Source organism: Oceanicaulis sp. (assembly GCA_040112665.1).
Classification (GTDB): domain Bacteria; phylum Pseudomonadota; class Alphaproteobacteria; order Caulobacterales; family Maricaulaceae; genus Oceanicaulis.
Map to the genome: position 1 here is coordinate 2617422 of CP157796.1, position 20953 is coordinate 2638374.

Consider the following 20953-nt stretch of genomic DNA (forward strand, 5'->3'; position numbering starts at 1 on the left):
CACAGCGTCAAAAATGCGTGAATCCGCTCCGGCGCGCTTCGATCGTTCGGCCGTCGCAGGTGACGGTCGCGCCCGCCGCGCCGTCCGTGAGCCTTCCGATGGCGGTGAGGCCGACATCGCCGATCATCGCCTTTAGGCCGTCGAACCGGGCTTCCGGCACGGCGAGCACCAGCTCGTAATCGTCGCCGCCGCCTGCGAGCGAGAGCAGCGCCTCGACCCGGTCGTCCTGCCTGTCGAGCCATCCGCGTGCAGCGTGTGAAAGCGGCAGGCGACCCAGATCGATCTCGGCGCGCAGGCCAGAGGCGTCTGCGACATGTCCGGCGTCCGCGATCAGACCGTCGCTGACATCGATCGCCGCGTTCGCGTAGGCCCGAACCGCTTCGGCGAGCGCGATGCGCGGTTCGGGCAGAGTGAAACGCCGGCTGACATGAGCCGCGGCGGCGACGTCAAAATCGATCCGTCCTAGCCGGTGTTCGAGCCCCAGCCACGCGTCCCCGATCGTGCCCGTGACCGCAAGGATATCGCCCGCCGAAGCGCCGCCGCGGCGGACGGCCCGCCCGGCCGGAACCGTCCCGAGCATCGTCACGGCGATGGTCCAGGGTCCGTCGGCGGCGGTGGTGTCTCCCCCGGCGAGCGTCACGCCGTAACGGTTCTGGTCTTCGGCGAGCCCGTCGGCGAAGCCGTCCTTCCGCGCCTCGAACCCGCCGATCGGCCAGACGATGTTCAGAAAATAGCACCAGGGATCGGCCGCCATCGCGGCGAGATCCGACAGGTTCGCCCGCAGTGCCTTGCGGGCCGCGAGCGCAGAGTCTTCCTCCTCTGGGAAGTGCCGGCCCTCGATCAGCGTGTCGGTCGTCACGACCAGCTCCCGCCCGGCCGGGACCGCGAGCACGGCTGCGTCGTCCTTCAGACGGGCCGCGCCGGGCAGGCCTTCAGTAAGCGGAGCGAGCCGCCGGGCGATGTAGGCGAATTCGCCCTCTCCGCCCTGCCCGGCCATCAGCCGGTCCTGACCTGCCGGGCCAGCGTGTCGAGCGTGGCGTTCACGAAACCCGGCTCCGGGCCTTCGAAGAAGGCGTGCGCGACGTCGACATACTCGTTGATCACCGTGGCGGTCGGCACGTCGGGCCGCGCGACCAGCTCATAGCCGCCCGCGCGCAGGATCGCCCGCACGGTCGCGTCGAGCCTGGACAGCTTCCAGCCAGTCTTCAGGGCTTTGGCGATGATCGGATCGACATCGTCCTGGCGCTCGACGATGCCGCTGAGCAGATCCGCGAAGAAGTCCTCGTCCGCCTCGACATACTCGCCGGGCTCGCCTTCATGGCCGAAGCGGTGATTACGGAACTGCATGACGACCGATTTCGCGCCCTGACCGGTCAGCTCCATCTGGTACATGGCCTGTACCGCCGAGAGCCGCGCAGACCGGCGCAGACGCGCGCGGCGCTGCGATCTAGTCTCGGCCGCGTCCGGCGTCTCGGTGGCGCGCTCGGGTTCGGTCATCGGGCGAATTTCCGTTTCAGGGCCAGCATGGCGAGCGCGGCTTCTGCGGCGTCCCGGCCCTTGTTCTTCTGATCGACATGGGCGCGCACGCGCGCCTGCTTGATGTTCTCGACGGTGAGGATGCCGTACCCCAGGCAAACGCCCTGAAGCGACAAATCCATCAATCCGCGTGCGCTTTCTCCGCACACATAGTCGTAATGGCTCGTCTCGCCCCGGATCACGCAGCCCAAAGCGACATAGGCGTCGTAGCCGGCCCCGCCCTTTTCGGCGAGCGCGATGACGCCCGGGATCTCGAACGCGCCGGGCACGTGCTCGACCTCATAGCTCGCGCCCTGTTCGTCGAGATAGCCGCTAGCGCCGCGGACGAGTTCTTCGGCGATGTCTTCATAGAACGGGGCGGCGATCACCAGCACCCGAGGCTTATCGGCCATGTCGGCCCCCTTCGATCTCGCGCTGCTCGACGACTTCGAGGCCGTAGCCGTCGAGGCCGACGATGGTCTGCGGCGCGGTGGACAGCAAAATCATCTTTCTCACGCCCAGATCAAGCAGGATCTGAGCGCCGACGCCGTATTCGCGCAAGCGGCGCGCTTCGCGGGTGTCGGGCGAATCTGCGGGCGCGGCGCCGAAGCGCTCGGTGATGGCGGCCGGGTTCGTCTCCCGGATGAAGACCATCACGGCGGGCCCGTCATGGGCGGCCAGCGCCTCGACCCCGTGCTCGACCAGCTCGGACCGCCCCCCGAGCGCGCCCAAAACGTCGTCGGCGAAGCTCACCTTGTGCATCCGAACGAGCGCCGGCTCGCCGGCTTTCGGCGTGCCCTTGCTGATCGCGACGTGTTCCACATTGTCGACGAGCGAGCGGAACACGGTGAGCTTGAACGGACCGCCCCAACGGGTCTCGACCTCGGTGTCGAGCCGGCGTTCGACGAAGCGGTCGTGCTTTCTGCGATAAGCGATGAGGTCGGCGATCGTGCCGATCTTCAAGCCATGGCGTTGGGCGAAGGCGACGAGTTCAGGCAGGCGCGCCATCGAGCCGTCTTCGTTCATGATCTCGCAGATCACGCCCGACGGATTGCAGCCTGCGAGCCTTGCGACATCGACAGCCGCTTCAGTGTGGCCTGCGCGGACCAGAACACCGCCGTCGCGCGCGACGAGCGGGAAGACATGGCCGGGCGACACGATGTCGTCCGCGCCCTTGGTGGGGTCGATCGCCGCAGCGATCGTGCGGGCGCGGTCATGCGCGGAGATGCCGGTGGTCACGCCCTCGCGGGCTTCGATCGAGACGGTGAAGTTCGTCGTGTGGCGGCTCTCGTTGCGCTGGCTCATCAGCGGCAGTTTGAGCGCCTCGGCGCGCTCGCGTGGCATGGACAGGCAGATCAGGCCCCGGCCATGCTTGGCCATGAAGTTCACCGCCTCGGGCGTGGCGAACTGGGCGGGCATGACCAGATCGCCCTCGTTCTCCCGGTCCTCGGCGTCCACCAGGATGAACATGCGCCCGTTGCGCGCGTCCTCGATGATGTCCTCGATCGGGGAGAGCGGGCTTTCAGGACCGGTGTCGTTCGCGGTGTCGCTCAAGACGAAGCGCCTTCGCTGTCGGGCGCGCCGGGCCGGCGCGACTGCATCAGGCGCGCGGCGTAGCGCGCCATGACGTCGATCTCAAGATTGACGTGCGCTCCCGCCTGCAGCGCGCCCAGCGTCGTGGCTTCGGCGGTGTGGGGAATGATCATCAGCGAGAACCGGTCGCCGTCCACGCCGTTCACGGTCAGCGACACGCCGTCCACGGCGATCGAGCCTTTCTCGGCGATGAAGGGAGACAGCGCTTCAGGGGCGGCGATCTCGAACGTGATCCAGCCGTCCGCGTCGCGGCGGGAGACCACCTCGCCGACCCCGTCGACATGGCCCTGAACGATATGGCCGCCGAGCTCGTCGCCCACTTTCAGCGAGCGCTCGAGATTGAGGCGCGCGCCCTCGCTCTTTGCGCCGAACGTCGTGCGCGCAAGGGTCTCCGGAGAGACTTCCACAACGTGACGCGCGCCGCCCTCTTGCGCTTCGACCGCGACGACGGTGAGGCACACACCATCGTGGGCGACAGAGCAGCCGAGCTCGAAGCTTTCGGGCGCATACGGGCTGTCGACATGCAGCCGGCGCACGGCGCCATCCTCGACTTTCGCGATTCTGCCGATCGCCGTGACGATGCCTGTGAACATTCGGCTCAGCCCCGCTCGTAGGTTTCCCAGAGGTCCGCGCCCGCCTCACGTACGCTGACGCGGGTGAAGATGGGCGCAGCGCCCAGGCTCTCAAGGCCGAGCGCTGCGACGCAAGGCCGCCCGTCGCCGCCGATCAGCGTGGGCGCGCGGAACCATTCAATCCTGTCGACCAGGCCTTCGCGCACCGCCGCGCCCGCCAGCGTCCCGCCCGCCTCGATCATCAGGCTGCGCACGCCGTCTTCGAACAGTGCTCGCAGCGCCGCCGTAAGGGATGCCCTGCCCGCACCGTCAGTCTCGACCGCGACCAGCCGCGCCCCGTTCGACGACAGAGCCTGGGCGTCTGTGTCGGTCTTCGCGTGGAAGAGCGTCGCGGGGCCGGCTTTCAGCAGCGCGCAATCGGCCGGCGTGCGCAGACGGCTGTCCATCACCGCCCGCAGCGGCTGATGCTCGCTCGGCGCGCCGCCAGGCCGTGCGGTCATCTGCGGGTCGTCTGCGAGCACGGTCCCCACCCCGGTCAGAACGGCGTCGTGTGCGGCGCGCATGTGATGAACCGCCTCACGCGCCTCGGGCCCCGTGATCCATTTCGACCGGCCGTCGCCGAGCGCGATCTTTCCGTCGAGCGAGGTGGCGAGCTTGAGCGTGACCGTCGGGCGCGGCGGCTCGCTCACGCCTCGTCCCCTTCTCCGCCCTCGTCGTCGGGCGCGTCATCCTCGCCGTTGAGGTGATGCTGGCGGATGAAGTTCGAGAAGTCGTCGACTTCCTTGAAGTCGCGATAGACCGAGGCGTAGCGCACATAAGCCACGGTATCGAGATGGCGCAGCCCGTCCATGACCAGCTCGCCGATCGTCTTGGACGGCACGTCCGGCTCGCCGCCGCTTTCCAGCCTGCGCACGATGCCGGAGATCATCTGATCGAGCCGATCGCGATCGATCGCCCGCTTCTGGGCTGCGAGATTGATCGACTTGGCGAGCTTCTCGCGCTCGAACGGCTCACGCGTTCCGTCGGACTTGATGACGTTGAGGTCGCGCAGGTGAACGCGCTCGAACGTGGTGAAACGCGCCCCGCACCCCGGGCAGAGCCTGCGCCGGCGTATCGCCTGGCTGTCCTCAGCCGGGCGGGAGTCCTTCACCTGGGTGTCGGGGTTCGCGCAGAAAGGACAGCGCAAGTCAGGCGCGCTCCACGTTGAGTTCGGGATAGATCGGGAAGCGGTCGCACAGCGCGATCACTTCCTCGCGGATACGGCCCTCGACGGCGGCGTCGCCGTCACGGTTCGCGGCGAGCGCGTCGAGCACTTCGGCCATCATCTCGCCCACCCGGCGGAACTCAGCCGCACCGAAGCCGCGCGTGGTCCCGGCCGGCGAACCGATACGGAGCCCGGAGGTCACCATCGGCTTTTCGGGGTCGAACGGCACGCCGTTCTTGTTGCAGGTGATGTGGGCGCGTTCGAGCGCCTTCTCCGAAATGTCGCCGGTCAGGCTTTTCGGCCTGAGATCGACGAGCGCGACATGACTGTCGGTGCCGCCGGAGACGAGGTCGAAACCCGCCTCGCCGAGCGCGCCGGCCATCGCCTTGCAGTTCTCGACCACGTTGCGCGCATAGGCCTTGAACTCAGGCCGCAGCGCCTCGCCGAAGGCCACCGCTTTGGCTGCGATGACGTGCATGAGCGGGCCGCCCTGAAGGCCGGGGAAGACCGCGGAGTTGAACTTCTTGCCCAGCTCGGCGTCGCGCGAAACGATCATGCCGCCGCGCGGCCCGCGCAGCGTCTTGTGCGTGGTCGTGGTGCAAACGTCCGCGTATTCGACGGGACTGGGATAGGCGCCGCCCGCGACCAGGCCGGCGAAATGGGCCATGTCCACGAGGAGATAGGCGCCGACCTCGTCGGCGATCTCGCGGAACGCCTTGAAATCGATCGTGCGCGGATAGGCCGACCCGCCCGCGATGATCATCTGCGGCCGGATCTCCCGGGCCTGTTCGCGGAGCTTGTCGTAGTCGATCAGCGCGTCGTCTTCGCGCACGCCGTAGGAATGGGCCTCGAACCACTTGCCGGAAATGTTCGGACGCGCCCCGTGGGTCAGGTGACCGCCGGCGGCGAGATCGAGCCCGAGAATCTTGTCGCCCGGTTTGAGCAGAGCGAGAAAGACCGCCTGATTCGCCTGGCTGCCCGAGTTGGGCTGAACGTTCGCGTAGGCCGCGCCGAACAGCTTTTTCGCGCGCTCGATGGCGAGTTCCTCGGCGATGTCGACAAACTCGCAGCCGCCGTAATAGCGCCGGCCCGGATAGCCTTCGGCGTACTTGTTGGTGAGCGGCGAACCCTGCGCTTCCAGTACGGCGCGCGAGACGATGTTCTCAGACGCGATCAGTTCGATCTGGGTCTGCTGACGCCGAATCTCCTTCGAGATCGCGTCGGCGAGCTCGGGGTCGGCCGCGCCGAGCGCCTGCGTGAAGAAGGGGTTCGCGGGATCGTTCGCGTGCGCGTCGGCCATGGGCGCCTGTGCTCCATCTGCTTGGGGTCTTTACATACGGCCCGGCGCGGCGGGCGACAACCACGCGAGGCGTCAGCCCGAAGCTGCGCACCGCTCAACCATGAACTGGCAAAACAAAAGCAATGAGGCGTGATTTTATTCAGCTGTTTACTTGCGCTCAAGACAGTGGGCTCATATACAGCCGCCAATCCGAGGGATTCGGACCGGGTCAAAACCACTTCAGGATCATATGATGAACGAAGAGCACATTCCGACCGTCGATAACGAAGAACTGCTGCGCATGACGACCGACATCGTCGCGTCTTTCCTTACGCACAATTCGGTGCCGGCGGAGAGCGTTCCGGACATGATCAAGTCCGTGCACGCCACGATGAAAGACATTGCGACCGACCAGCCCAAGCCCGAGCCCAAGGCGAAGCCGGCGGTTCCGGTCTCCAAATCGGTGACCGACGATTACATCGTCTGCCTGGAAGACGGCAAGAAGCTGAAAATGCTCAAGCGCTATCTGCGCTCGCAGTACCACATGAGCCCGGAAGACTATCGCCGGAAGTGGGGCCTGCCGGCCGACTATCCGATGGTCGCGCCGAACTATTCCAAGCGCCGCTCCGAGTTCGCCAAGGAAATCGGCCTGGGCCGCGGCGGCCGCAAGAAAGGCAAATAAGCCTTTCTTCGCCGTTTCAGACGATGACGCCCCGGCCGCCACGCCGGGGCGTTTTCGTTTCCGAACCGTCTTTCGAGACGAGACCGAGTTTTCGGGCGAGCTTGCGGCCCGCGATGCGTTCGAGATCAAGCTGGGCGGCCGAGCGCGGCCCGGTGACCACGACTTCCTCGCCGGTGGCGACGTCGACCGCGGCGACGCGCACCGAATCGCCGATCGCGACAAACTCGAAGATCACTTCGCGACCTTCGAGCGGCTCGCTCATCAGGCCACCTTCTCCGCTGCATGGACGGCGTAAACCGCCCTCACCGCCTCGACGAGTTCGTCCATCAGCGCGTCGTCGTGCAGCGGCGTCGGGGTCAGCCGCATCCGTTCGGTCCCGCGCGGGACGGTGGGATAGTTGATCGGCTGTACGTAGATGCCGTGCTTCTCCAGAAGCTCGTCGGTCATCCGCTTGCATAGCACCGGATCGCCGACATGAAGCGGCACGATATGGGTCTCGGAGTCCATCACCGGCAGGCCCGCTTCGCGGAAACGGCGCTTAAGCGTCGCGGCGCGCTCCTGATGGGATTCCCGCAGATGATGCGCGCTTTTGAGGTACTCCACGCTGGCGCGCGCGCCAGCGGCGAGCGCCGGGGCGAGCGAAGTCGTGAAGATGAACCCCGGAGCCCACGAGCGGATCGCGTCGACGATGACCTCGTCTGCGGCGATGTATCCGCCCATCACGCCGAACGCCTTGCCCAGCGTGCCTTCGATGATGTCGAACCGGTGAAGCAGGCCGTCGCGCTCGGCGACCCCGCCGCCGCGCAGCCCGTACAGCCCGACCGCGTGCACTTCGTCGAGATAGGTCAGCGCGCCGTACTTGTCGGCGAGATCGCATACCGCCTCGAGCGGGCCGATATCGCCGTCCATCGAGTAGACCGACTCGAGCGCGATCAGCTTCGGCGCGTCTTTCGGCGCAGCCTTGAGAAGCTGTTCGAGATGGTCGATGTCGTTATGCCGCCAGACATGCTTCTCGCAGTTCGCGTTCTTCACCCCTTCGATCATCGAGGCGTGATTGAGCGCGTCCGAGAAGATGATCAGGCCGGGCAGGATCTTGCCCAGCGTCGCGATCGTCGCCTGGTTGGCGATGTAGCCCGAGGTGAAGAGCAGCGCGGCTTCCTTCTGGTGAAGGTCGGCCAGAGAGGTTTCGAGCTCGACATGGTAGTGGGTCGTGCCGGAGATGTTCCGCGTACCGCCCGCGCCGGCCCCGACATCGTCGATCGCCTGCTTCATCGCGCCGGTCACGCAGGGGCTCTGGCCCATGCCCAGATAGTCGTTCGAGCACCAGACCACGACTTCGCGCACGTCGCCGTCTTCGGTCCGCCAGCGCGCGCGAGGGAACTCGCCGCGAACCCGGCGAAGATTGGCGAACACGCGATAGCGGCCCTCGGCGCGAACACGCGCGAGCGAAGCCTTGAATGCGCTGCGATAATCCATGGCGTCCGCGCCGGCACGCGAAGGGGCGGAACCGGCGGCTCTCCGTTGCTGGTCTATGTCACCCGTTCGACATAGACCGAACCGCCCGCTTCGTCGCCCCCCGGATGACTAAAGGTCGCGGCCCTTGTTTGAAACTGTTTCGCAAACTCAAGCGCTTGGCTTCAGCTCGCCCGACAGAAGCTTGATGACGCCGGAGAAATCCTGACCCTCGCCGCCATTGTTCACGAACATCTCGTAGAGCGCCTCGGCCTGCGCGCCCATCGGCGTGGAGGCGTTCGCGCGATGGGCCGCGCCCATGGCGAGCTTGAGATCCTTGAGCATCATCGGCGCGGCGAAGCCGGGCTTGTAATCGCGGTTGGACGGCGCGGCGGGCACCGGCCCGGGGACCGGGCAATAGCTCGTCAGCGACCAGTTCTGCCCCGACGCCTTGGAGGCGATGTCGAAGAAGTTCTGCGGGTCGAGGCCGAGCTTGATCGCGAGGTTCATCGCCTCGCAGGTGCCGATCATGTGTACGGCGAGCAGCATGTTGTTGCAGATCTTCGCCGCCTGCCCGGCGCCGGCGTCGCCGGCCCGGATCACCGCCTTGCCCATCTTCTGAAGGATCGGTTCGGCCTTGGCGAAGGCCTCTTCAGGGCCGCCGACCATGAAGGTGAGCGTGCCGCCTTCGGCCGCAGCGACCCCGCCGGAAACCGGCGCGTCGACGAAGCTGAACCCGGCTTTCGCTGCAGTCTCGCCGACCTCGCGCGCGGTCTCCACATCGATGGTGGAGCAGTCGATGACTACGGTGTCTTTCCCGGCCAGCGACAGCACACCTGCGTCGCCGAGATAGATCGATCGAACATGCGGGCCGGCGGGCAGCATGGTGACGACCACTTCCGCGCCCTCGACGGCGTTCTCGACGCTGGAGGCGGCTTTCGCGCCCTTTTCAGCCAGCGCCTTCACCGCGTCGGGATTGAGATCATAGGCGCGCACGGCGTGGCCGGCCTTCACCAGGTTCGCGGCCATGCCCGAGCCCATGTTTCCAAGTCCGATGAATGCGATCTCGGCCATGCGGGCCTCCCTTAAAAGTATTCGGCTTCAGTCCAGAAACGTCATTTCCTGATCGTCGGGCAGCGGCTCGAAATACGCCGCCACTTCAGCGTCTGTCGCCTGGTCACCCCAGTTCGGCGAATTGTCCTTGTCCAGGATCACCGCACGCACGCCTTCATAGAAATCCGAGCCCTCGCGCAGGAAGCGGGTGGAGACGCGCAGGTCCTGGACCATCACGTCGCGGAAGCTGAGATCAACGCCCTTGCGCAGGGCGGCGAGCGTGACGGCGAGCGAGGTCGGCGACTTGGTGTTCAGGATCGAGGCCTGCTTTTCGCTCCACGGATCGCCGGCGTCCTTCAGGCGCTGATGGATCGCGGAAAGATCGTCACCGGCGAAGGCCGCGTCGATCATTGGGGCGCGTACGCCCAGCTCGCTCTCTCCGGCGTCGCCGCCGAACCCGTCGAGCAGCGCGTCGATACGGTCGCCGTGCGGATCAAGGTTCTCGGTCTCGAGCGCATGGATGAGCTCGCCGAACCGCTCGGTGGGCACGTAGTGGGTCGCGACGCCCGACGCGATGCAGTCCGCCGTTTTCAGCCGCGCGCCGGTCAGGCCCATCCAGGTCCCGAGCTCCCCGGAGAGACGCGGCAGGAAATAAGCGCCGCCCACATCCGGGTGAAACCCGATCCCTGTTTCGGGCATAGCGAACAGCGTGCGATCGCCCGCCACACGAAACTCGCCGTGCACGGACACACCGACCCCGCCGCCCATCGTCACGCCATCGATCAGGGCCACATAGGGTTTGGGGTATTCCTCGATCAGCGTGTTCAGCCGGTACTCGTCGCGCCAGAAGGTCCAGGCGCGTCCGTCGCCCGCCTTGCCGCTTTCGGCCAGCATCCGGATGTCGCCGCCCGCGCAGAACCCCTTCTCGCCCTCGCCGTCGACGACCACCGCCTTCACCGCGTCGTCCTCGGCCCAGTCGAGCAGCGCCTGCGTCATCGCCTCGACCATGTCCTGATTGAGTGCGTTGAGCGCTTTCGGCCGGTTCAGCGTGATCCGGCCGACAGAGCCGGTCCTGCGGATGATGACGTCCTCGGTCATGAAAGGCCTCTCTGGCGGTTCGGAGTGGTGCGGAGGGCATCGCGCGTCAACCCTCGCCGGTCAAGGCGAGGCGCCCGGGCCTATTTCAGCAAATCCTTGGCGATGATGACGCGCATGATCTCATTCGTGCCCTCAAGGATCTGGTGGACCCGGAGGTCACGCACGATGCGCTCGATCGGATAGTCTTTCAGATAGCCGTAGCCGCCATGGATCTGCAGCGCGTCGTTGGCGATCTTGAACCCCAGATCGGTGGCGAAGCGCTTGGCCATGGCGCAGTATTTCGGCGCGGCCGGATCCTTGCGGTCGAGCGCGTCGGCGGCGCGCAGCAGCATCAGGCGGGACGCGTCGAGCTCGGTCGCCATGTCGGCGAGCTTGAACTGGGTCGCCTGAAAGTCCGCGATCGCCTTGCCGAACTGGTTGCGACCCTTGGCGTATTCAAGCGCCAGCTCAGTCGCCTCGGCCGCCCCGCCCAGCGAGCAGGCGCCGATATTGATCCGTCCGCCGTTGAGCCCCTGCATGGCGAAGGAGAAGCCCTGCCCCTCCTCGCCCAGCCGGTTTTCGACCGGCACGCGGCAGTCCTCGAAATTGACGACCGCCGTGGGCTGGGAGTTCCAGCCCATCTTCTTCTCGTTGGCGCCGAAGCTGAGCCCTTCGGTCCCCTTCTCCACCACGATCGCCGAGACCCCCTTGGGCCCCGCATCGCCCGTGCGGCACATCACGACATAGACGTCGCTGGTCCCCGCACCGGAGATGAAGGCTTTCGAGCCGTTCAGCACGTAGTGATCGCCGTCGCGAACCGCCTTGGTGCGCATGGCGACCGCGTCCGAGCCCGAGCCCGGCTCGGTCAGGCAGTAGGACGCGATCTTGTTCATCGCCGTGAGATCGGGAAGCCAGCGCTGGCGTTGCTCTTCGCTGCCCCAGCTGTCGATCATCCAGCTGACCATGTTGTGGATCGAGATGAAGGCTGCGGTGGACACGCAGCCCCGGCTCAGCTGCTCGAAGATCAGCGCGGCGTCGACGCGGCTCATGCCCGATCCGCCGACATCGTCGCGGGTGTAGATGCCGGCGAAGCCGAGTTCGGCGCTCTCTTTAAGGACGTCGACGGGGAAGTGCTTCTTCTCGTCCCATTCCGCCGCGTTGGGCTTCAGGCGATCTTCGGCGAAACGGCGCGCCGCATCTTGGATGAGGGCTTGCTCTTCGGTCAGCTCGAAATGCACGTCGAAACCTCCTAAAACGGGCGGCGCGGCCGGGCCGCGAAGTCGAATCGAGAGGCCAGATACACCGAGATGAGCCGCTTCCCAACCACGCGCCTGCGCCGGATGCGCGCAACCGACTGGTCGCGCCGGCTGATGCGCGAGACCGTTTTGACCCCCGACGATCTCGTCTGGACCATGGTGATAACCGACAAGTCCATGTCGGAATCCGTGCCCTCCATGCCGGGCGTCAGCCGTCTGACGGTCGCCGACGCCGCGAAGGCCGCCGTCGAAGCGCGCGATCTCGGCATTCCCGCCATCGCGATCTTTCCGAACGTCGATCCGGGCAAGAAGAATCCCGAAGGCTCCGAGGCGGACAATCCCGAAGGTCTCGTCGCGACCGCGATCAAGGCGATGAAGAACGCCGCCCCGGAGGTCGGGATCATCTGCGACGTCGCGCTCGACCCCTTCACCGATCACGGCCATGACGGCGTTCTGAATGACGGGAAGATCCTCAACGACGAAACCGTCGAGCGGCTGGTCAACCAGGCGCTGATGCAGGCGCGCGCGGGCTGCGACGTGATCGCACCGAGCGACATGATGGACGGCCGGGTCGGCGCGATCCGCGAAGCGCTCGATTCCGAGGGCTTCGAGCATGTCCTGATCCTGAGCTATGCGGCGAAATACGCCTCGGCCTTCTACGGGCCCTATCGAGACGCGATCGGGTCCTCCGCGGCGCTCCAGGGCGACAAGAAGACCTATCAGATGGACCCGGCGAACACCGACGAGGCGATCCGCGAGGTCGAGCTCGATCTCGACGAGGGCGCGGACATGGTCATGGTCAAGCCCGGCATGGCCTATCTCGACATCGTCGCGCGGGTGAAGCTGGAGTTTCAGGTCCCGACCTATGTGTTTCAGGTCTCGGGCGAATACGCGATGATCGAGGCGGCCGCCGCGAACGGCTGGATCGACGGCGAGCGCGCGATGATGGAAAGCCTGCTGGCGTTCAAGCGCGCCGGCGCGGACGGGATCCTGACCTATTTCGCGCCGCGCGCGGCGAAGATCCTGAATGGATAAGCAGCCCGCCACCCTCGCCGCGCAGGCGCTGCACCGGACCGATCCCGAGACCGGCGCGGTGATCCCGCCGCTTCACGCCTCGACGACCTTCATGCGGGACGCGCATAACCAGCTCGTCGGGCCGATGGATTACCGCCGCCCGCAAGGGCCGACCGAGCTGCACGCCGCAGACATCCTCGCTGCGCTGGAAGGCGGAGCGGCGGCGCGGCTGTTCGGTTCGGGACTGGCGGCGGCGGCCGCAGTATTCGACACGGTGAAGCCGGGCGCGGTGATCCTGGCGCAGACGCAGATGTATTACGGCGCGAAGAAGCTGCTGCAACACATTGAATCATCTGGCCGTATCAGGCTCGCCTTTTTCGATCCGTCCATCCCCGGCGATCTCGCCGCCAAGGCCCGCGAGGCCTTCCCCGAACTGATCTGGGTAGAAACCCCGGCCAACCCCGCCTGGACGGTCGTCGACATCGCCGAAGCCCATGAGGCTGCGCGCGACGCTGGCGCAGTCCTGGCCGTGGACGGCACCTGTTCGCCGCCCTGCACCACGCGCGCGCTGGAGCATGGCGCGGACCTCGTCATGCATTCGTGCACAAAGTATCTGAACGGCCATTCCGACGTGCTGGCGGGCGCGGTGGTCACGAAGGCCGAAGACGAGCGCTGGGCGCGGCTGTGCGCCCATCACAGCCTCGCTGGTGCGGTTCCGGGCGCGCTCGAGACCTGGCTGCTGATCCGCGGCATGCGCACCCTGTTCGTCCGGTTCGAGCGGCAGAGCGCGAACGCGATGGCGCTGGCGAAGGCGCTGCAGGGTCATCCCAAGCTGGACGCGGTGCTCTATCCCGGCCTCGAGACCCATCCCGGTCACGCTGTCGCGGCGCGTCAGATGACCGGCGGGTTCGGCGGGCTTCTGTCGGTGCGGGTGAAAGGCGGCGCGAAAGCCGCCGCAAGGCTCGCCACGTCGACCGAAGTGTTCCTTCAGGCGACCTCGATCGGCGGGGTGGAGAGCCTGATCGAGCACAGAAAACCGATCGAAGGCCCGGAGAGCCCGACCCCGGACGATCTGGTGCGACTGTCCTGCGGGATCGAGGCGGAAGCCGATCTGGTCGCGGACATGATGCAGGCGCTGGAGCGGGTCTGAGGCGCGGAAGATGGCGTCTCGCTCTGAAGGAGGTCCCGGCGCTTCCCCCGGATCAAGTCCGGGGATTCGGCCGGGAATTCAGGGCATGCTCAGGCTTCGGCGGCCTGGCCGTACTCGCGCGGATCGCCCATGCCTTCCTTCACGCCGAGCTTGACCAGCAGGTAGTTCACCGGCCAGGCGGCCACGAAGCCGAGCGTCAGCGAGATGATCAGCGCGCTCCAGAAGCGCGGGCTACCCATCCCCGCCTCCCCGGCGAGATAGAGGTCAGCACCGATGGCGACGATCTCCATAACCGCGATGGAGGCGGTTTCGGAATAGACCGCGTCCTTGAGCGCGGTCTTGAGATCCACCCCCTCCTGCATCATCGGGAACACCGTCGCCGCGTAACCGAAGACGTAGGCGAGCGTGAAGGTGATCGCAGCGACCCAGATGTTTGAAAGCGAGAGCAGGCCCACGGCGATGACCACGCCGGAAATCTCGCCCATGCCGCATCCTGAATAACAGTGCGCCGTCGACCGGAAGCCGCGCCGCCAGTCGCGATCGTCGGAGATTTTCGGCCGGCCGCTCGACCAGTAGATCAAGAGGCCGAAAAAGCCCGAATAGGCGACCGAGAACCCCCACACCCATTTCATCATCGAGGGCATGGCCGGGTTGTTCTTGCGGATGTCGAGCACGAGGATCACCACCGCGCACGCCGCCTGGGCGACCAGAAACGCGAGCAGCCACGGGCTTTCGAGAAGCGAGAATACGGTCTGCATGTGAGCCTTAACGCACCGAGATCAAACGCGTTCGCGCTGGACGCAGGACGCCATTGAATGGCATTCTCTGCCTGGGAGGATGTATGCGATGAAGCCGTGTCCGCATTGCGACCAGACGCTTGGCGTTGCCGCCTATCTCAGCATGAGCGCCCACGCACGACCGACATGCCCGCATTGCGGCGAACGCTACGGTTGGGACGTGAGCGGCCGGATGATGCTTCTGGTCCCCGTGATCGCAATCGGTTCGATGAGCGCGCTGATCTCGCTGCTGCCCCGCGACTGGCCGGCCTGGAGCATGCTGGTGATCATCCCGGCGCTGATCGGTGTTTGCGCAGCCGTCGCGATCGCTGCGATGAAGCCCGTTCCGCTCAATCCACCTTCCCGATCGGCGGCAGGCTCCACCTGAACACGATCGCGCAGCCCCTGAGCGCGAAGGCCGCCAGCGCAGCGATGGGTGCGGCGAGGCTTTCGCCGAGACCTAGAGCGACCAGGATCACGTAAACGCCCGCCCCAAACAGGGCGGCGAGCGCATAGACGTCCTCGCGAAAGATCAGCGGCACGTCGTTGACGATGACGTCCCGCAGCACGCCGCCGAACGCGGCGCTGAGCACGCCGGTGACGAGCGCGATCGACCAGTGCGCGCCCGCTTCGAGCCCCGCCTGCGCGCCGAGCACGCAGAACACGCTGAGCCCCGCCGCGTCAGCCCAGACGAGCGCCCGTCGGCGGGCGCCGGTCTCACCGCGCACGAGCTCCGAGCCGTAATAGCCTGCAACGCCTGCAATAACCGCGACGGCGAGGTATTGCGGCGCTTCGATCCAGTAGACCGGCAGCGCCCCGAGAAGGATGTCGCGAATGGTCCCCCCGCCCATGCCCGCGGCCACCCCGATCGCAGCTGCGCCGAACGGATCCAGGCCTTTCCGGGCGGCGATGATCCCGCCGGAGAGCGCGAACAGGGCGATGCCCGCAAAATCGAGCGCGATGAAGACGAGCGCGACGGTGACGAGCTCGGGCATGGGTCAGGCGCTCGTTGCAGCGAAATGCGCCGCAAGCGCGCTGAGCGCGAGAATGAGCACCAGCCACACCGCCGCGTTCACATAGACAGAGCGCTTGGCCGAACGCCGCTCGAGCCAGGTGCGGGGCCTGACGCCCTTGAAGAAATAGACGAGCAAGGCGGCGAGATTGACCGCCACGACATTGATCGAAAGCAGAAGCGCGGCGCGCGCGGCGAGCGTCCACTCCCCCGCCCCGGCCAGCAGCCCCGCCGCGGCTGCAGGCGGCAGCAGCGCGACGGCGACCATGACGCCCACGAGCGCCGCTGGAAGTCCGGTGGCGATCGACAGGGCGGCGGCCGCGCCTGCTGCGAGCGCGAGCGCAGGGCTGTCCAGCCCCACTACGGTGCGGCTCATCAGCTCGTCGGAGAAAAGATTGGGGTCGTAGACGAGCCCGATCGCGAAGCTGATGAGAAGGCCGAGCGCCAGCCCTGCCGCTGCGGTCTTCGCCGCCCGGCCCATGAGCGAAAGATCGCCGAGCGCGGAGGCGAAGCTGAATGCGAGGATCGGCCCCAGAAGCGGCGCGATCACCATCGCGCCGATCACCGCAGCGACGTTGTCGGCGCTCAGACCGAAGACCACCACGATGGTCGAGAGCGCTGTCAGCAAAACGAAATCGGAGTTGAGCTTCGCGCCCTTGGCGACGTCCTCGTAAAGCTCTTCACGAAGCGCCAGCGTCCGGCGCTGCTTCTGCGTGGCCTGATCGGCGCTTTCATCGACGCGCGGCGCGGTGGCTTCTACGGGCAGGACGACGAGCCGCCAGTCGTCCTCGTCTTCGAGCAGCGCCTGGATCGCATCGACCGCCTTCTGCCCGTCGCCGTCGCGGAAAACCAGGCGCAGGAGGCGGCGGCCGCGGGCGTCGGGCTCTGTCAGGCGATGATCGAGCGGACCGGTCTTCAGCGTCGCTTTCAGAAGCGGCTGGACCCGTTCGCCGTCAGGAAAGGAGACCTCGATCAGGCGCAAGGCCGCTATCCTTTGCGAGCCGGCGTATCGGCGTTTTCGAGCCGGGCGATCAGGCTGGAGGTGTCCCAGCGTTCGCCGCCCATGGCCTGGACTTCGGCGTAGAACTGATCGACCAGCGCCGCGACGGGGAGCCGCGCGCCATTGTTTCGCGCCTCTTCAAACGCGATGCGAAGATCCTTGCGCATCCAGTTCACAGCGAACCCGAAATCAAACTCGCCTTCGACCATTGTGCGCCAGCGATTTTCCATCTGCCAGCTCTGCGCCGCGCCTTTGGAGATCGCGCCGATCACCGTTTCGGGATCGAGCCCGGCGCGCCTTGCGAAGTGAAGCCCTTCGCTGAGCCCCTGCACCACGCCTGCGATGCAGATCTGGTTGACCATCTTGGTCAGCTGACCGGCCCCGGCCTCGCCGCAATGAACGACCGCCTTGGCGTAGGCCTGCATCACCGGCTCGGCGCGCTCGAACACGGCCGCGTCCCCGCCGCACATGACCGAGAGCTGACCGTTCTCCGCCCCCGCCTGCCCGCCGGACACCGGCGCGTCCAGAAAGCCGATCTCGCCAGCGGCGAGCGCGGCTTCGTGAAGCTGGCGGGCGAGTTCGGCCGAGGCGGTCGTGTGGTCGACGAGAACCGAACGGCTGGGCATGGCTTCGAGGGCGGGTTCGGCCACCGCGCGCACGTCCGGATCATCGCCCAGGCACATGAAGACGACGTCCCTGCCTTCGACCGCCTCCTCGATCGTGGCGCAGGCGCGGCCCTCATGGCGGGCGGCCCAGTTGCGCGCCTTTTCAGAGGTGCGGTTCCACACGGCGACCTCGTGCCCTGAAGCGGCGAGATGGCCCGCCATCGGGAAACCCATCACGCCGAGTCCGAGAAATGCGATCTTGGCCATTGAACCCTCTACGCTTTCGCGCCTGCTGCGTGATATTTCGAGCGGTAGAAGACGAGCGCCGGCGCATCGCGCGGCGCATCGAACCCGGTCACCTCTCCGATGATCACGTCATGGTCGCCGCCTTCGTGCACGGCGCGCCGCGCGCATTCGAACCGGGCGATCGCATCGGTGACCAGCGGCGCGCCGTTTGCGCCGGAGGAGAACTGTGCGCCGGACGCCCCGAGGTCGTCGTTCTGCGCGCAGGCGGTGGAGAGAAACTCCTGGTCCGCGCCCAGCACGTTCACCGCAAAGACCGGCGCATCCCGGAACGCCTTGTAGCGCAGGGAATCGCGTGCGACCGACCACAGGATGAGCGGCGGATCGAGGGAGACCGAAGCAAAGGAGTTCACCGTCATCGCGCGGGCCCGCCCGGCGTCCATGAAGGTGATCAGCGCCACGCCGGTGGGGTACCGGCCGAGCGCGTCGCGAAAGCCGCGCGCCTTGTCCAATGGATCGAACTCCTGATTCGCGCCGGGGCAACCGGCCCTTAACCCTAAGGCGCTTACAACGCCCTGTAAGGTGCCGAAGGGTGGATGAGCATGGCGACGGATCAACCGATCATCATCAAGAAAGTCAAGAAGGGCGGCGGGCACGGCCACCATGGCGGCGCGTGGAAAGTCGCCTATGCCGACTTCGTGACCGCGATGATGGCCTTCTTCCTGATGATGTGGCTCATCAACAATACCGAACCCGAGCAGCGCCAGGGCATTGCGGACTATTTCGCCCCGGCCAGCGTCAGCCAGTCCACCTCCGGCTCGGGCGGCATTCTCGCAGGCACGGCGTTCGGCGAGGAAGGCGTGCGCGGTTCCGGCTCGGCCTCGGTCGTCGACCGCCTCGCCCCCCGCCCCGCCGAGGTGCGCGACCGCGAGCAGGAAAGCCCCGACACCGGCGCTGAGAGCTCCGCCGAGCCCGAACCGACCGTCGACGCAGTGGCGAACGCGCTGGCCCGCCGCGAGGCCGCCCAGTTCGAAAGCGCCGAGCAGTCCCTGCGCCAGGCGCTGCAGGACATGCCTGAACTGGCCGAGCTGTCGCGTCATGTGATCATTGAGGAGACGCCCGAAGGGCTGCGCATCCAGCTGATCGACCAGGAAGGCCGGCCGATGTTCAACCCCGGCCAGGTCGAACCCAACGAGCGGGCGAGCGTGCTGCTGCGCGCGATCGCCGAGATCGCGGCCCGCCTGCCCAACCGGATCAGCGTCTCCGGTCACACCGATGCGAGCCCGGCGCCGGCTTCCGGTCCGTCGAACTGGGAGCTCTCCTCGGCGCGCGCCAACGCGGCGCTGAGCGTACTCACAGGCTCGGGCATTCCCGAGCACCGCATCGCCGAGGTGCGCGGCAAGGCGGGCGCAGAGCCCCTCTTCCCCGACGATCCCTATCTTCCGGGCAATCGCCGCCTGTCGATCACGCTTCTGCGCGAAGCTCCGGTCATCCCGCCCGACCGCCGGCTCTGAGCGGGCGCAGAAAACGGGTTTCAGAGCCCGGCTGAACCTCGCTAAGGTCGTTCGCTCGCGCGGGCTTCGCCGCGCGGAGCAGACCGGCGGGAGGCCATGGAAGACCTCGCAGCGCTCAGCGACTGGCGAATGTGGGCGGTCCTCGCCGGGGTCGGCGTGGCGATCGTATTCTATTGCTGGGAGCGGTTCTCGCTCGAGCTGGTCTCGGCGGCCATCGTCTGCGGCGTGCTCGTCTTCTTCGAGCTCTTCGGCCGGGCGCAAGGCCCTGGCGCGGGCGAGATCCTGGCGGGGTTCGCGAACCCTGCGCTCCTGACCATCATGGCGCTGTTGATCGTCGGTCAGGGCATCTTCCACACCGGCGCCCTGGACGGCCCCACCCGGGCGCTTCTGTCGATGTTCGACGTGCGGCCGCTTCTGACGATCGTGGCGATCTTCGCGCTGGTCTTCGTGGTCTCGGCCTTCATCAACAACACCCCCGTCGTGGTGATGTTCATACCGATCCTCGCGGCGATCGCGGCGCGCATGAAGGGCTCGCCGTCGAGCTTCATGATGCCGCTGAGCTTCGTGTGCATCTTCGCCGGGATGACCACGCTCATCGGCTCGTCGACCAACCTTCTGGTCTCGGATTCGCTGAGGGAGGCGACCGGCGAGTCGATCGGCTTTTTCGATCCGCTGATCCCGGGTCTCTTCCTGGCCGTGCCGGGCCTTCTGTACATCGCCTTCATCCTGCCGCGCCTGACCCCGCAGCGGGCGGACATGGAGACCGAGTTCGCCGGCAGCGCGGGCAAGCAGTACATCGCCCAGATCGAGGTGAACGCGGGCCATCCGCTGGCGGGGCAAAAGCCGGTCGCCGGCCTCTTCCCCGATCTTCAGGACATGACCGTGCGCATGATCCAGCGCGGCGAGCAGGCCTTCCTTCCGCCCTATGACGATATCGAGCTGCAGCCCGGTGATCTCGTCATCGTCGCGGCCACCAGAAAACGCCTGACCGAGCTTTTGTCGAGCCGTCCCGAATTCGTGCGCGGCGTGCTGCGCTCGGCCGGGCCCAGGGACGCGCCGACGCCCGGCGAGCGGCTGGCGCTGACCGAAGCGGTGGTCTCGCCGGGCTCGCGGCTGATCGGGCGGACCATCCGGCAGATCGGCTTTCGCCATTCTGTCGGCGCGATCGTTCTGGGGGTTCAGCGCCGCTCGCGCATGCTGCGTGCGCGCATGGGCGAGATCCGGCTCGAAGCCGGCGACGTGCTTTTGCTGTTCGGCTCGGCGGACGCGATGAAGAGCCTGCGCGCAGACCGTGACGTGCTGCTGATGGAATGGGCGACCAGCGACCTGCCCGACATCCGCAAGGCGGCGATGGCGCGCCTGATCCTTCTGGGCGTGGTGGTGCTGGCGGCGAGCGGGATCCTGCCGATCGTGGTCTCCTCGATCCTGGGGGCGACGGCGATGATCGCGACCGGCTGCCTGAACGTGCGCCAGGCCGCGCGCGCGGTGGACCTCAAGCTCTTCCTCTTGATCGGCTCGGCGTTCGCGCTGGGCGAGGCGATGGACGCCAGCGGGGCGGCGAACGTTCTGGCGTTTTCGGTGGTTACGGTGTTCGAGCCTTTCGGAGCGACCGCGTTGCTGTCCGCCCTGTTCTTCCTGGTGATGGTGCTCACCAACGTGCTTTCGAACAACGCCACCGCGATCCTGTTCACCCCGATCGCGGTGGGGGCTGCGGCGCAGACCGGCGCTGATCCGCACATGTTCGCCCTGACGGTTCTGTTTGCGGCGAACACCTGTTTCGCCACCCCGATCGGGTATCAGACCAATCTTCTGGTCATGGGGCCGGGCAAGTACCGGTTTGCAGACTTCATCCGCGCCGGCGCGCCGCTCTCCTTGCTGGTGTGGGCGGTCTTCACGATCTACGTCGGTGTGAGTTTCTCGATCGGCGCTGGCGGGTTAAGCTGAGCCATGACAGGA

The 20953-nt window shown here is 66.8% G+C and carries 24 protein-coding genes; 6 read left to right on the forward strand and 18 right to left on the reverse strand.

The genetic code is table 11. The features are described from left to right. Positions 1-7 precede the first annotated feature (7 nt). From thiL to glyA, 8 genes are read right to left on the reverse strand one after another with little or no spacing between them, the layout of a single operon-like run. A complete protein-coding gene (gene thiL, locus ABL308_12925) occupies positions 8-997 on the reverse strand; it encodes a thiamine-phosphate kinase (GenBank protein ID XBQ15847.1) in 990 nt (329 codons plus the stop codon). Beyond that, positions 997-1497, reverse strand: coding sequence for a transcription antitermination factor NusB (gene nusB / locus ABL308_12930; GenBank protein ID XBQ15848.1), 501 nt, complete (start codon positions 1495-1497; stop codon positions 997-999). Before nusB ends, thiL begins: the two co-directional genes overlap by 1 nt. Then, on the reverse strand, positions 1494-1928 hold the full coding sequence (locus tag ABL308_12935; protein XBQ15849.1) for a 6,7-dimethyl-8-ribityllumazine synthase: 435 nt from the start codon (positions 1926-1928) through the stop codon (positions 1494-1496). The genes nusB and ABL308_12935 overlap by 4 nt, the downstream gene beginning before the upstream one ends. Continuing rightward, positions 1918-3069 (reverse strand): 3,4-dihydroxy-2-butanone-4-phosphate synthase, encoded by a 1152-nt coding sequence (ribB, locus tag ABL308_12940; protein ID XBQ15850.1) that lies wholly within the window; start codon positions 3067-3069, stop codon positions 1918-1920. The genes ABL308_12935 and ribB overlap by 11 nt, the downstream gene beginning before the upstream one ends. After that, positions 3066-3701, reverse strand: a complete 636-nt coding sequence (locus ABL308_12945) for a riboflavin synthase (GenBank protein XBQ15851.1) — start codon at positions 3699-3701, stop codon at positions 3066-3068. The genes ribB and ABL308_12945 overlap by 4 nt, the downstream gene beginning before the upstream one ends. Before the next feature lie 5 nt (positions 3702-3706). Further along, positions 3707-4369 (reverse strand): RibD family protein, encoded by a 663-nt coding sequence (locus tag ABL308_12950; protein XBQ15852.1) that lies wholly within the window; start codon positions 4367-4369, stop codon positions 3707-3709. Next, the gene (gene nrdR / locus ABL308_12955; GenBank protein XBQ15853.1) at positions 4366-4866 is read right to left on the reverse strand and encodes a transcriptional regulator NrdR; all 501 of its coding nucleotides are present in this window, start codon (positions 4864-4866) and stop codon (positions 4366-4368) included. Before nrdR ends, ABL308_12950 begins: the two co-directional genes overlap by 4 nt. A 1-nt stretch (position 4867) precedes the next feature. After that, complete coding sequence (glyA, locus tag ABL308_12960) at positions 4868-6184, reverse strand: serine hydroxymethyltransferase (GenBank protein ID XBQ15854.1); 1317 nt, start codon at positions 6182-6184, stop codon at positions 4868-4870. Positions 6185-6416: 232 nt separating this feature from the next. On the opposite strand from glyA, the gene ABL308_12965 reads away from it, so the two are divergent. Continuing rightward, a complete protein-coding gene (locus ABL308_12965) occupies positions 6417-6845 on the forward strand; it encodes a MucR family transcriptional regulator (protein XBQ15855.1) in 429 nt (142 codons plus the stop codon). A gap of 16 nt (positions 6846-6861) precedes the next feature. Here the strand turns inward: ABL308_12965 and ABL308_12970 are convergent, their stop codons facing one another. The 5 genes from ABL308_12970 to ABL308_12990 form a co-directional block, all read right to left on the reverse strand. Further along, positions 6862-7107, reverse strand: a complete 246-nt coding sequence (locus ABL308_12970) for a serine hydroxymethyltransferase (protein ID XBQ15856.1) — start codon at positions 7105-7107, stop codon at positions 6862-6864. After that, positions 7107-8321 (reverse strand): 5-aminolevulinate synthase, encoded by a 1215-nt coding sequence (hemA, locus tag ABL308_12975; protein XBQ15857.1) that lies wholly within the window; start codon positions 8319-8321, stop codon positions 7107-7109. Before hemA ends, ABL308_12970 begins: the two co-directional genes overlap by 1 nt. 147 nt (positions 8322-8468) lie before the next feature. Next, complete coding sequence (gene mmsB / locus ABL308_12980; protein XBQ17741.1) at positions 8469-9392, reverse strand: 3-hydroxyisobutyrate dehydrogenase; 924 nt, start codon at positions 9390-9392, stop codon at positions 8469-8471. Positions 9393-9398: 6 nt separating this feature from the next. Continuing rightward, complete coding sequence (locus ABL308_12985; protein ID XBQ15858.1) at positions 9399-10448, reverse strand: enoyl-CoA hydratase/isomerase family protein; 1050 nt, start codon at positions 10446-10448, stop codon at positions 9399-9401. An 80-nt stretch (positions 10449-10528) separates the two neighbouring features. Continuing rightward, the gene (locus ABL308_12990) at positions 10529-11665 is read right to left on the reverse strand and encodes an isobutyryl-CoA dehydrogenase (GenBank protein XBQ15859.1); all 1137 of its coding nucleotides are present in this window, start codon (positions 11663-11665) and stop codon (positions 10529-10531) included. 69 nt (positions 11666-11734) lie between these two features. Here ABL308_12990 and hemB point away from each other — a divergent pair, with 69 nt between their 5' ends. Both hemB and ABL308_13000 read left to right on the forward strand, forming a co-directional pair. After that, the gene (gene hemB, locus ABL308_12995) at positions 11735-12718 is read left to right on the forward strand and encodes a porphobilinogen synthase (GenBank protein XBQ15860.1); all 984 of its coding nucleotides are present in this window, start codon (positions 11735-11737) and stop codon (positions 12716-12718) included. Further along, positions 12711-13847: a PLP-dependent aspartate aminotransferase family protein gene (locus ABL308_13000; GenBank protein ID XBQ15861.1), complete on the forward strand. Its 1137-nt coding sequence runs from the start codon at positions 12711-12713 to the stop codon at positions 13845-13847. The genes hemB and ABL308_13000 overlap by 8 nt, the downstream gene beginning before the upstream one ends. Before the next feature lie 89 nt (positions 13848-13936). On the opposite strand, the gene ABL308_13005 is transcribed toward ABL308_13000, so the two are convergent. Then, positions 13937-14605: a DUF4396 domain-containing protein gene (locus ABL308_13005; protein XBQ15862.1), complete on the reverse strand. Its 669-nt coding sequence runs from the start codon at positions 14603-14605 to the stop codon at positions 13937-13939. 211 nt (positions 14606-14816) lie between these two features. On the opposite strand from ABL308_13005, the gene ABL308_13010 reads away from it, so the two are divergent. Further along, positions 14817-15011, forward strand: coding sequence for a hypothetical protein (locus tag ABL308_13010; GenBank protein XBQ15863.1), 195 nt, complete (start codon positions 14817-14819; stop codon positions 15009-15011). On the opposite strand, the gene ABL308_13015 is transcribed toward ABL308_13010, so the two are convergent. The 4 genes from ABL308_13015 to ABL308_13030 are packed head-to-tail and all read right to left on the reverse strand — an operon-like array spanning position 14974 to position 17995. Next, complete coding sequence (locus ABL308_13015) at positions 14974-15618, reverse strand: trimeric intracellular cation channel family protein (protein XBQ15864.1); 645 nt, start codon at positions 15616-15618, stop codon at positions 14974-14976. The two genes, ABL308_13010 and ABL308_13015, sit on opposite strands and share 38 nt — an antisense overlap. A 3-nt stretch (positions 15619-15621) precedes the next feature. Then, positions 15622-16617 (reverse strand): TIGR00341 family protein, encoded by a 996-nt coding sequence (locus ABL308_13020; GenBank protein ID XBQ15865.1) that lies wholly within the window; start codon positions 16615-16617, stop codon positions 15622-15624. A gap of 5 nt (positions 16618-16622) precedes the next feature. Further along, positions 16623-17507: an NAD(P)-dependent oxidoreductase gene (locus ABL308_13025; protein ID XBQ15866.1), complete on the reverse strand. Its 885-nt coding sequence runs from the start codon at positions 17505-17507 to the stop codon at positions 16623-16625. Positions 17508-17515: 8 nt separating this feature from the next. Beyond that, positions 17516-17995, reverse strand: coding sequence for a flavin reductase family protein (locus ABL308_13030; GenBank protein XBQ15867.1), 480 nt, complete (start codon positions 17993-17995; stop codon positions 17516-17518). A gap of 84 nt (positions 17996-18079) precedes the next feature. Here ABL308_13030 and ABL308_13035 point away from each other — a divergent pair, with 84 nt between their 5' ends. Further along, on the forward strand, positions 18080-18997 hold the full coding sequence (locus tag ABL308_13035; GenBank protein ID XBQ15868.1) for a flagellar motor protein MotB: 918 nt from the start codon (positions 18080-18082) through the stop codon (positions 18995-18997). 96 nt (positions 18998-19093) lie between these two features. Continuing rightward, complete coding sequence (locus ABL308_13040; GenBank protein XBQ15869.1) at positions 19094-20941, forward strand: SLC13 family permease; 1848 nt, start codon at positions 19094-19096, stop codon at positions 20939-20941. The last annotated feature ends 12 nt before the right edge of the window (positions 20942-20953 follow it).

Coding starts and splice junctions, on each gene's coding strand:
- ABL308_12935 (XBQ15849.1), bottom strand. CDS start 1,928: ATGGCCGATAAGCCTCGGGTGCTGGTGATCGCCGCCCCGTTCTATGAA.
- hemA (XBQ15857.1), bottom strand. CDS start 8,321: ATGGATTATCGCAGCGCATTCAAGGCTTCGCTCGCGCGTGTTCGCGCC.
- ABL308_12985 (XBQ15858.1), bottom strand. CDS start 10,448: ATGACCGAGGACGTCATCATCCGCAGGACCGGCTCTGTCGGCCGGATC.
- ABL308_13035 (XBQ15868.1), top strand. CDS start 18,080: ATGAGCATGGCGACGGATCAACCGATCATCATCAAGAAAGTCAAGAAG.
- glyA (XBQ15854.1), bottom strand. CDS start 6,184: ATGGCCGACGCGCACGCGAACGATCCCGCGAACCCCTTCTTCACGCAG.
- hemB (XBQ15860.1), top strand. CDS start 11,735: ATGAGCCGCTTCCCAACCACGCGCCTGCGCCGGATGCGCGCAACCGAC.
- ABL308_12970 (XBQ15856.1), bottom strand. CDS start 7,107: ATGAGCGAGCCGCTCGAAGGTCGCGAAGTGATCTTCGAGTTTGTCGCG.
- ABL308_12965 (XBQ15855.1), top strand. CDS start 6,417: ATGAACGAAGAGCACATTCCGACCGTCGATAACGAAGAACTGCTGCGC.
- ABL308_13000 (XBQ15861.1), top strand. CDS start 12,711: ATGGATAAGCAGCCCGCCACCCTCGCCGCGCAGGCGCTGCACCGGACC.
- ABL308_13040 (XBQ15869.1), top strand. CDS start 19,094: ATGGAAGACCTCGCAGCGCTCAGCGACTGGCGAATGTGGGCGGTCCTC.
- ABL308_13010 (XBQ15863.1), top strand. CDS start 14,817: ATGATGCTTCTGGTCCCCGTGATCGCAATCGGTTCGATGAGCGCGCTG.
- ABL308_13015 (XBQ15864.1), bottom strand. CDS start 15,618: ATGCCCGAGCTCGTCACCGTCGCGCTCGTCTTCATCGCGCTCGATTTT.
- thiL (XBQ15847.1), bottom strand. CDS start 997: ATGGCCGGGCAGGGCGGAGAGGGCGAATTCGCCTACATCGCCCGGCGG.
- ABL308_12945 (XBQ15851.1), bottom strand. CDS start 3,701: ATGTTCACAGGCATCGTCACGGCGATCGGCAGAATCGCGAAAGTCGAG.
- nusB (XBQ15848.1), bottom strand. CDS start 1,497: ATGACCGAACCCGAGCGCGCCACCGAGACGCCGGACGCGGCCGAGACT.
- ABL308_13025 (XBQ15866.1), bottom strand. CDS start 17,507: ATGGCCAAGATCGCATTTCTCGGACTCGGCGTGATGGGTTTCCCGATG.
- ABL308_13005 (XBQ15862.1), bottom strand. CDS start 14,605: ATGCAGACCGTATTCTCGCTTCTCGAAAGCCCGTGGCTGCTCGCGTTT.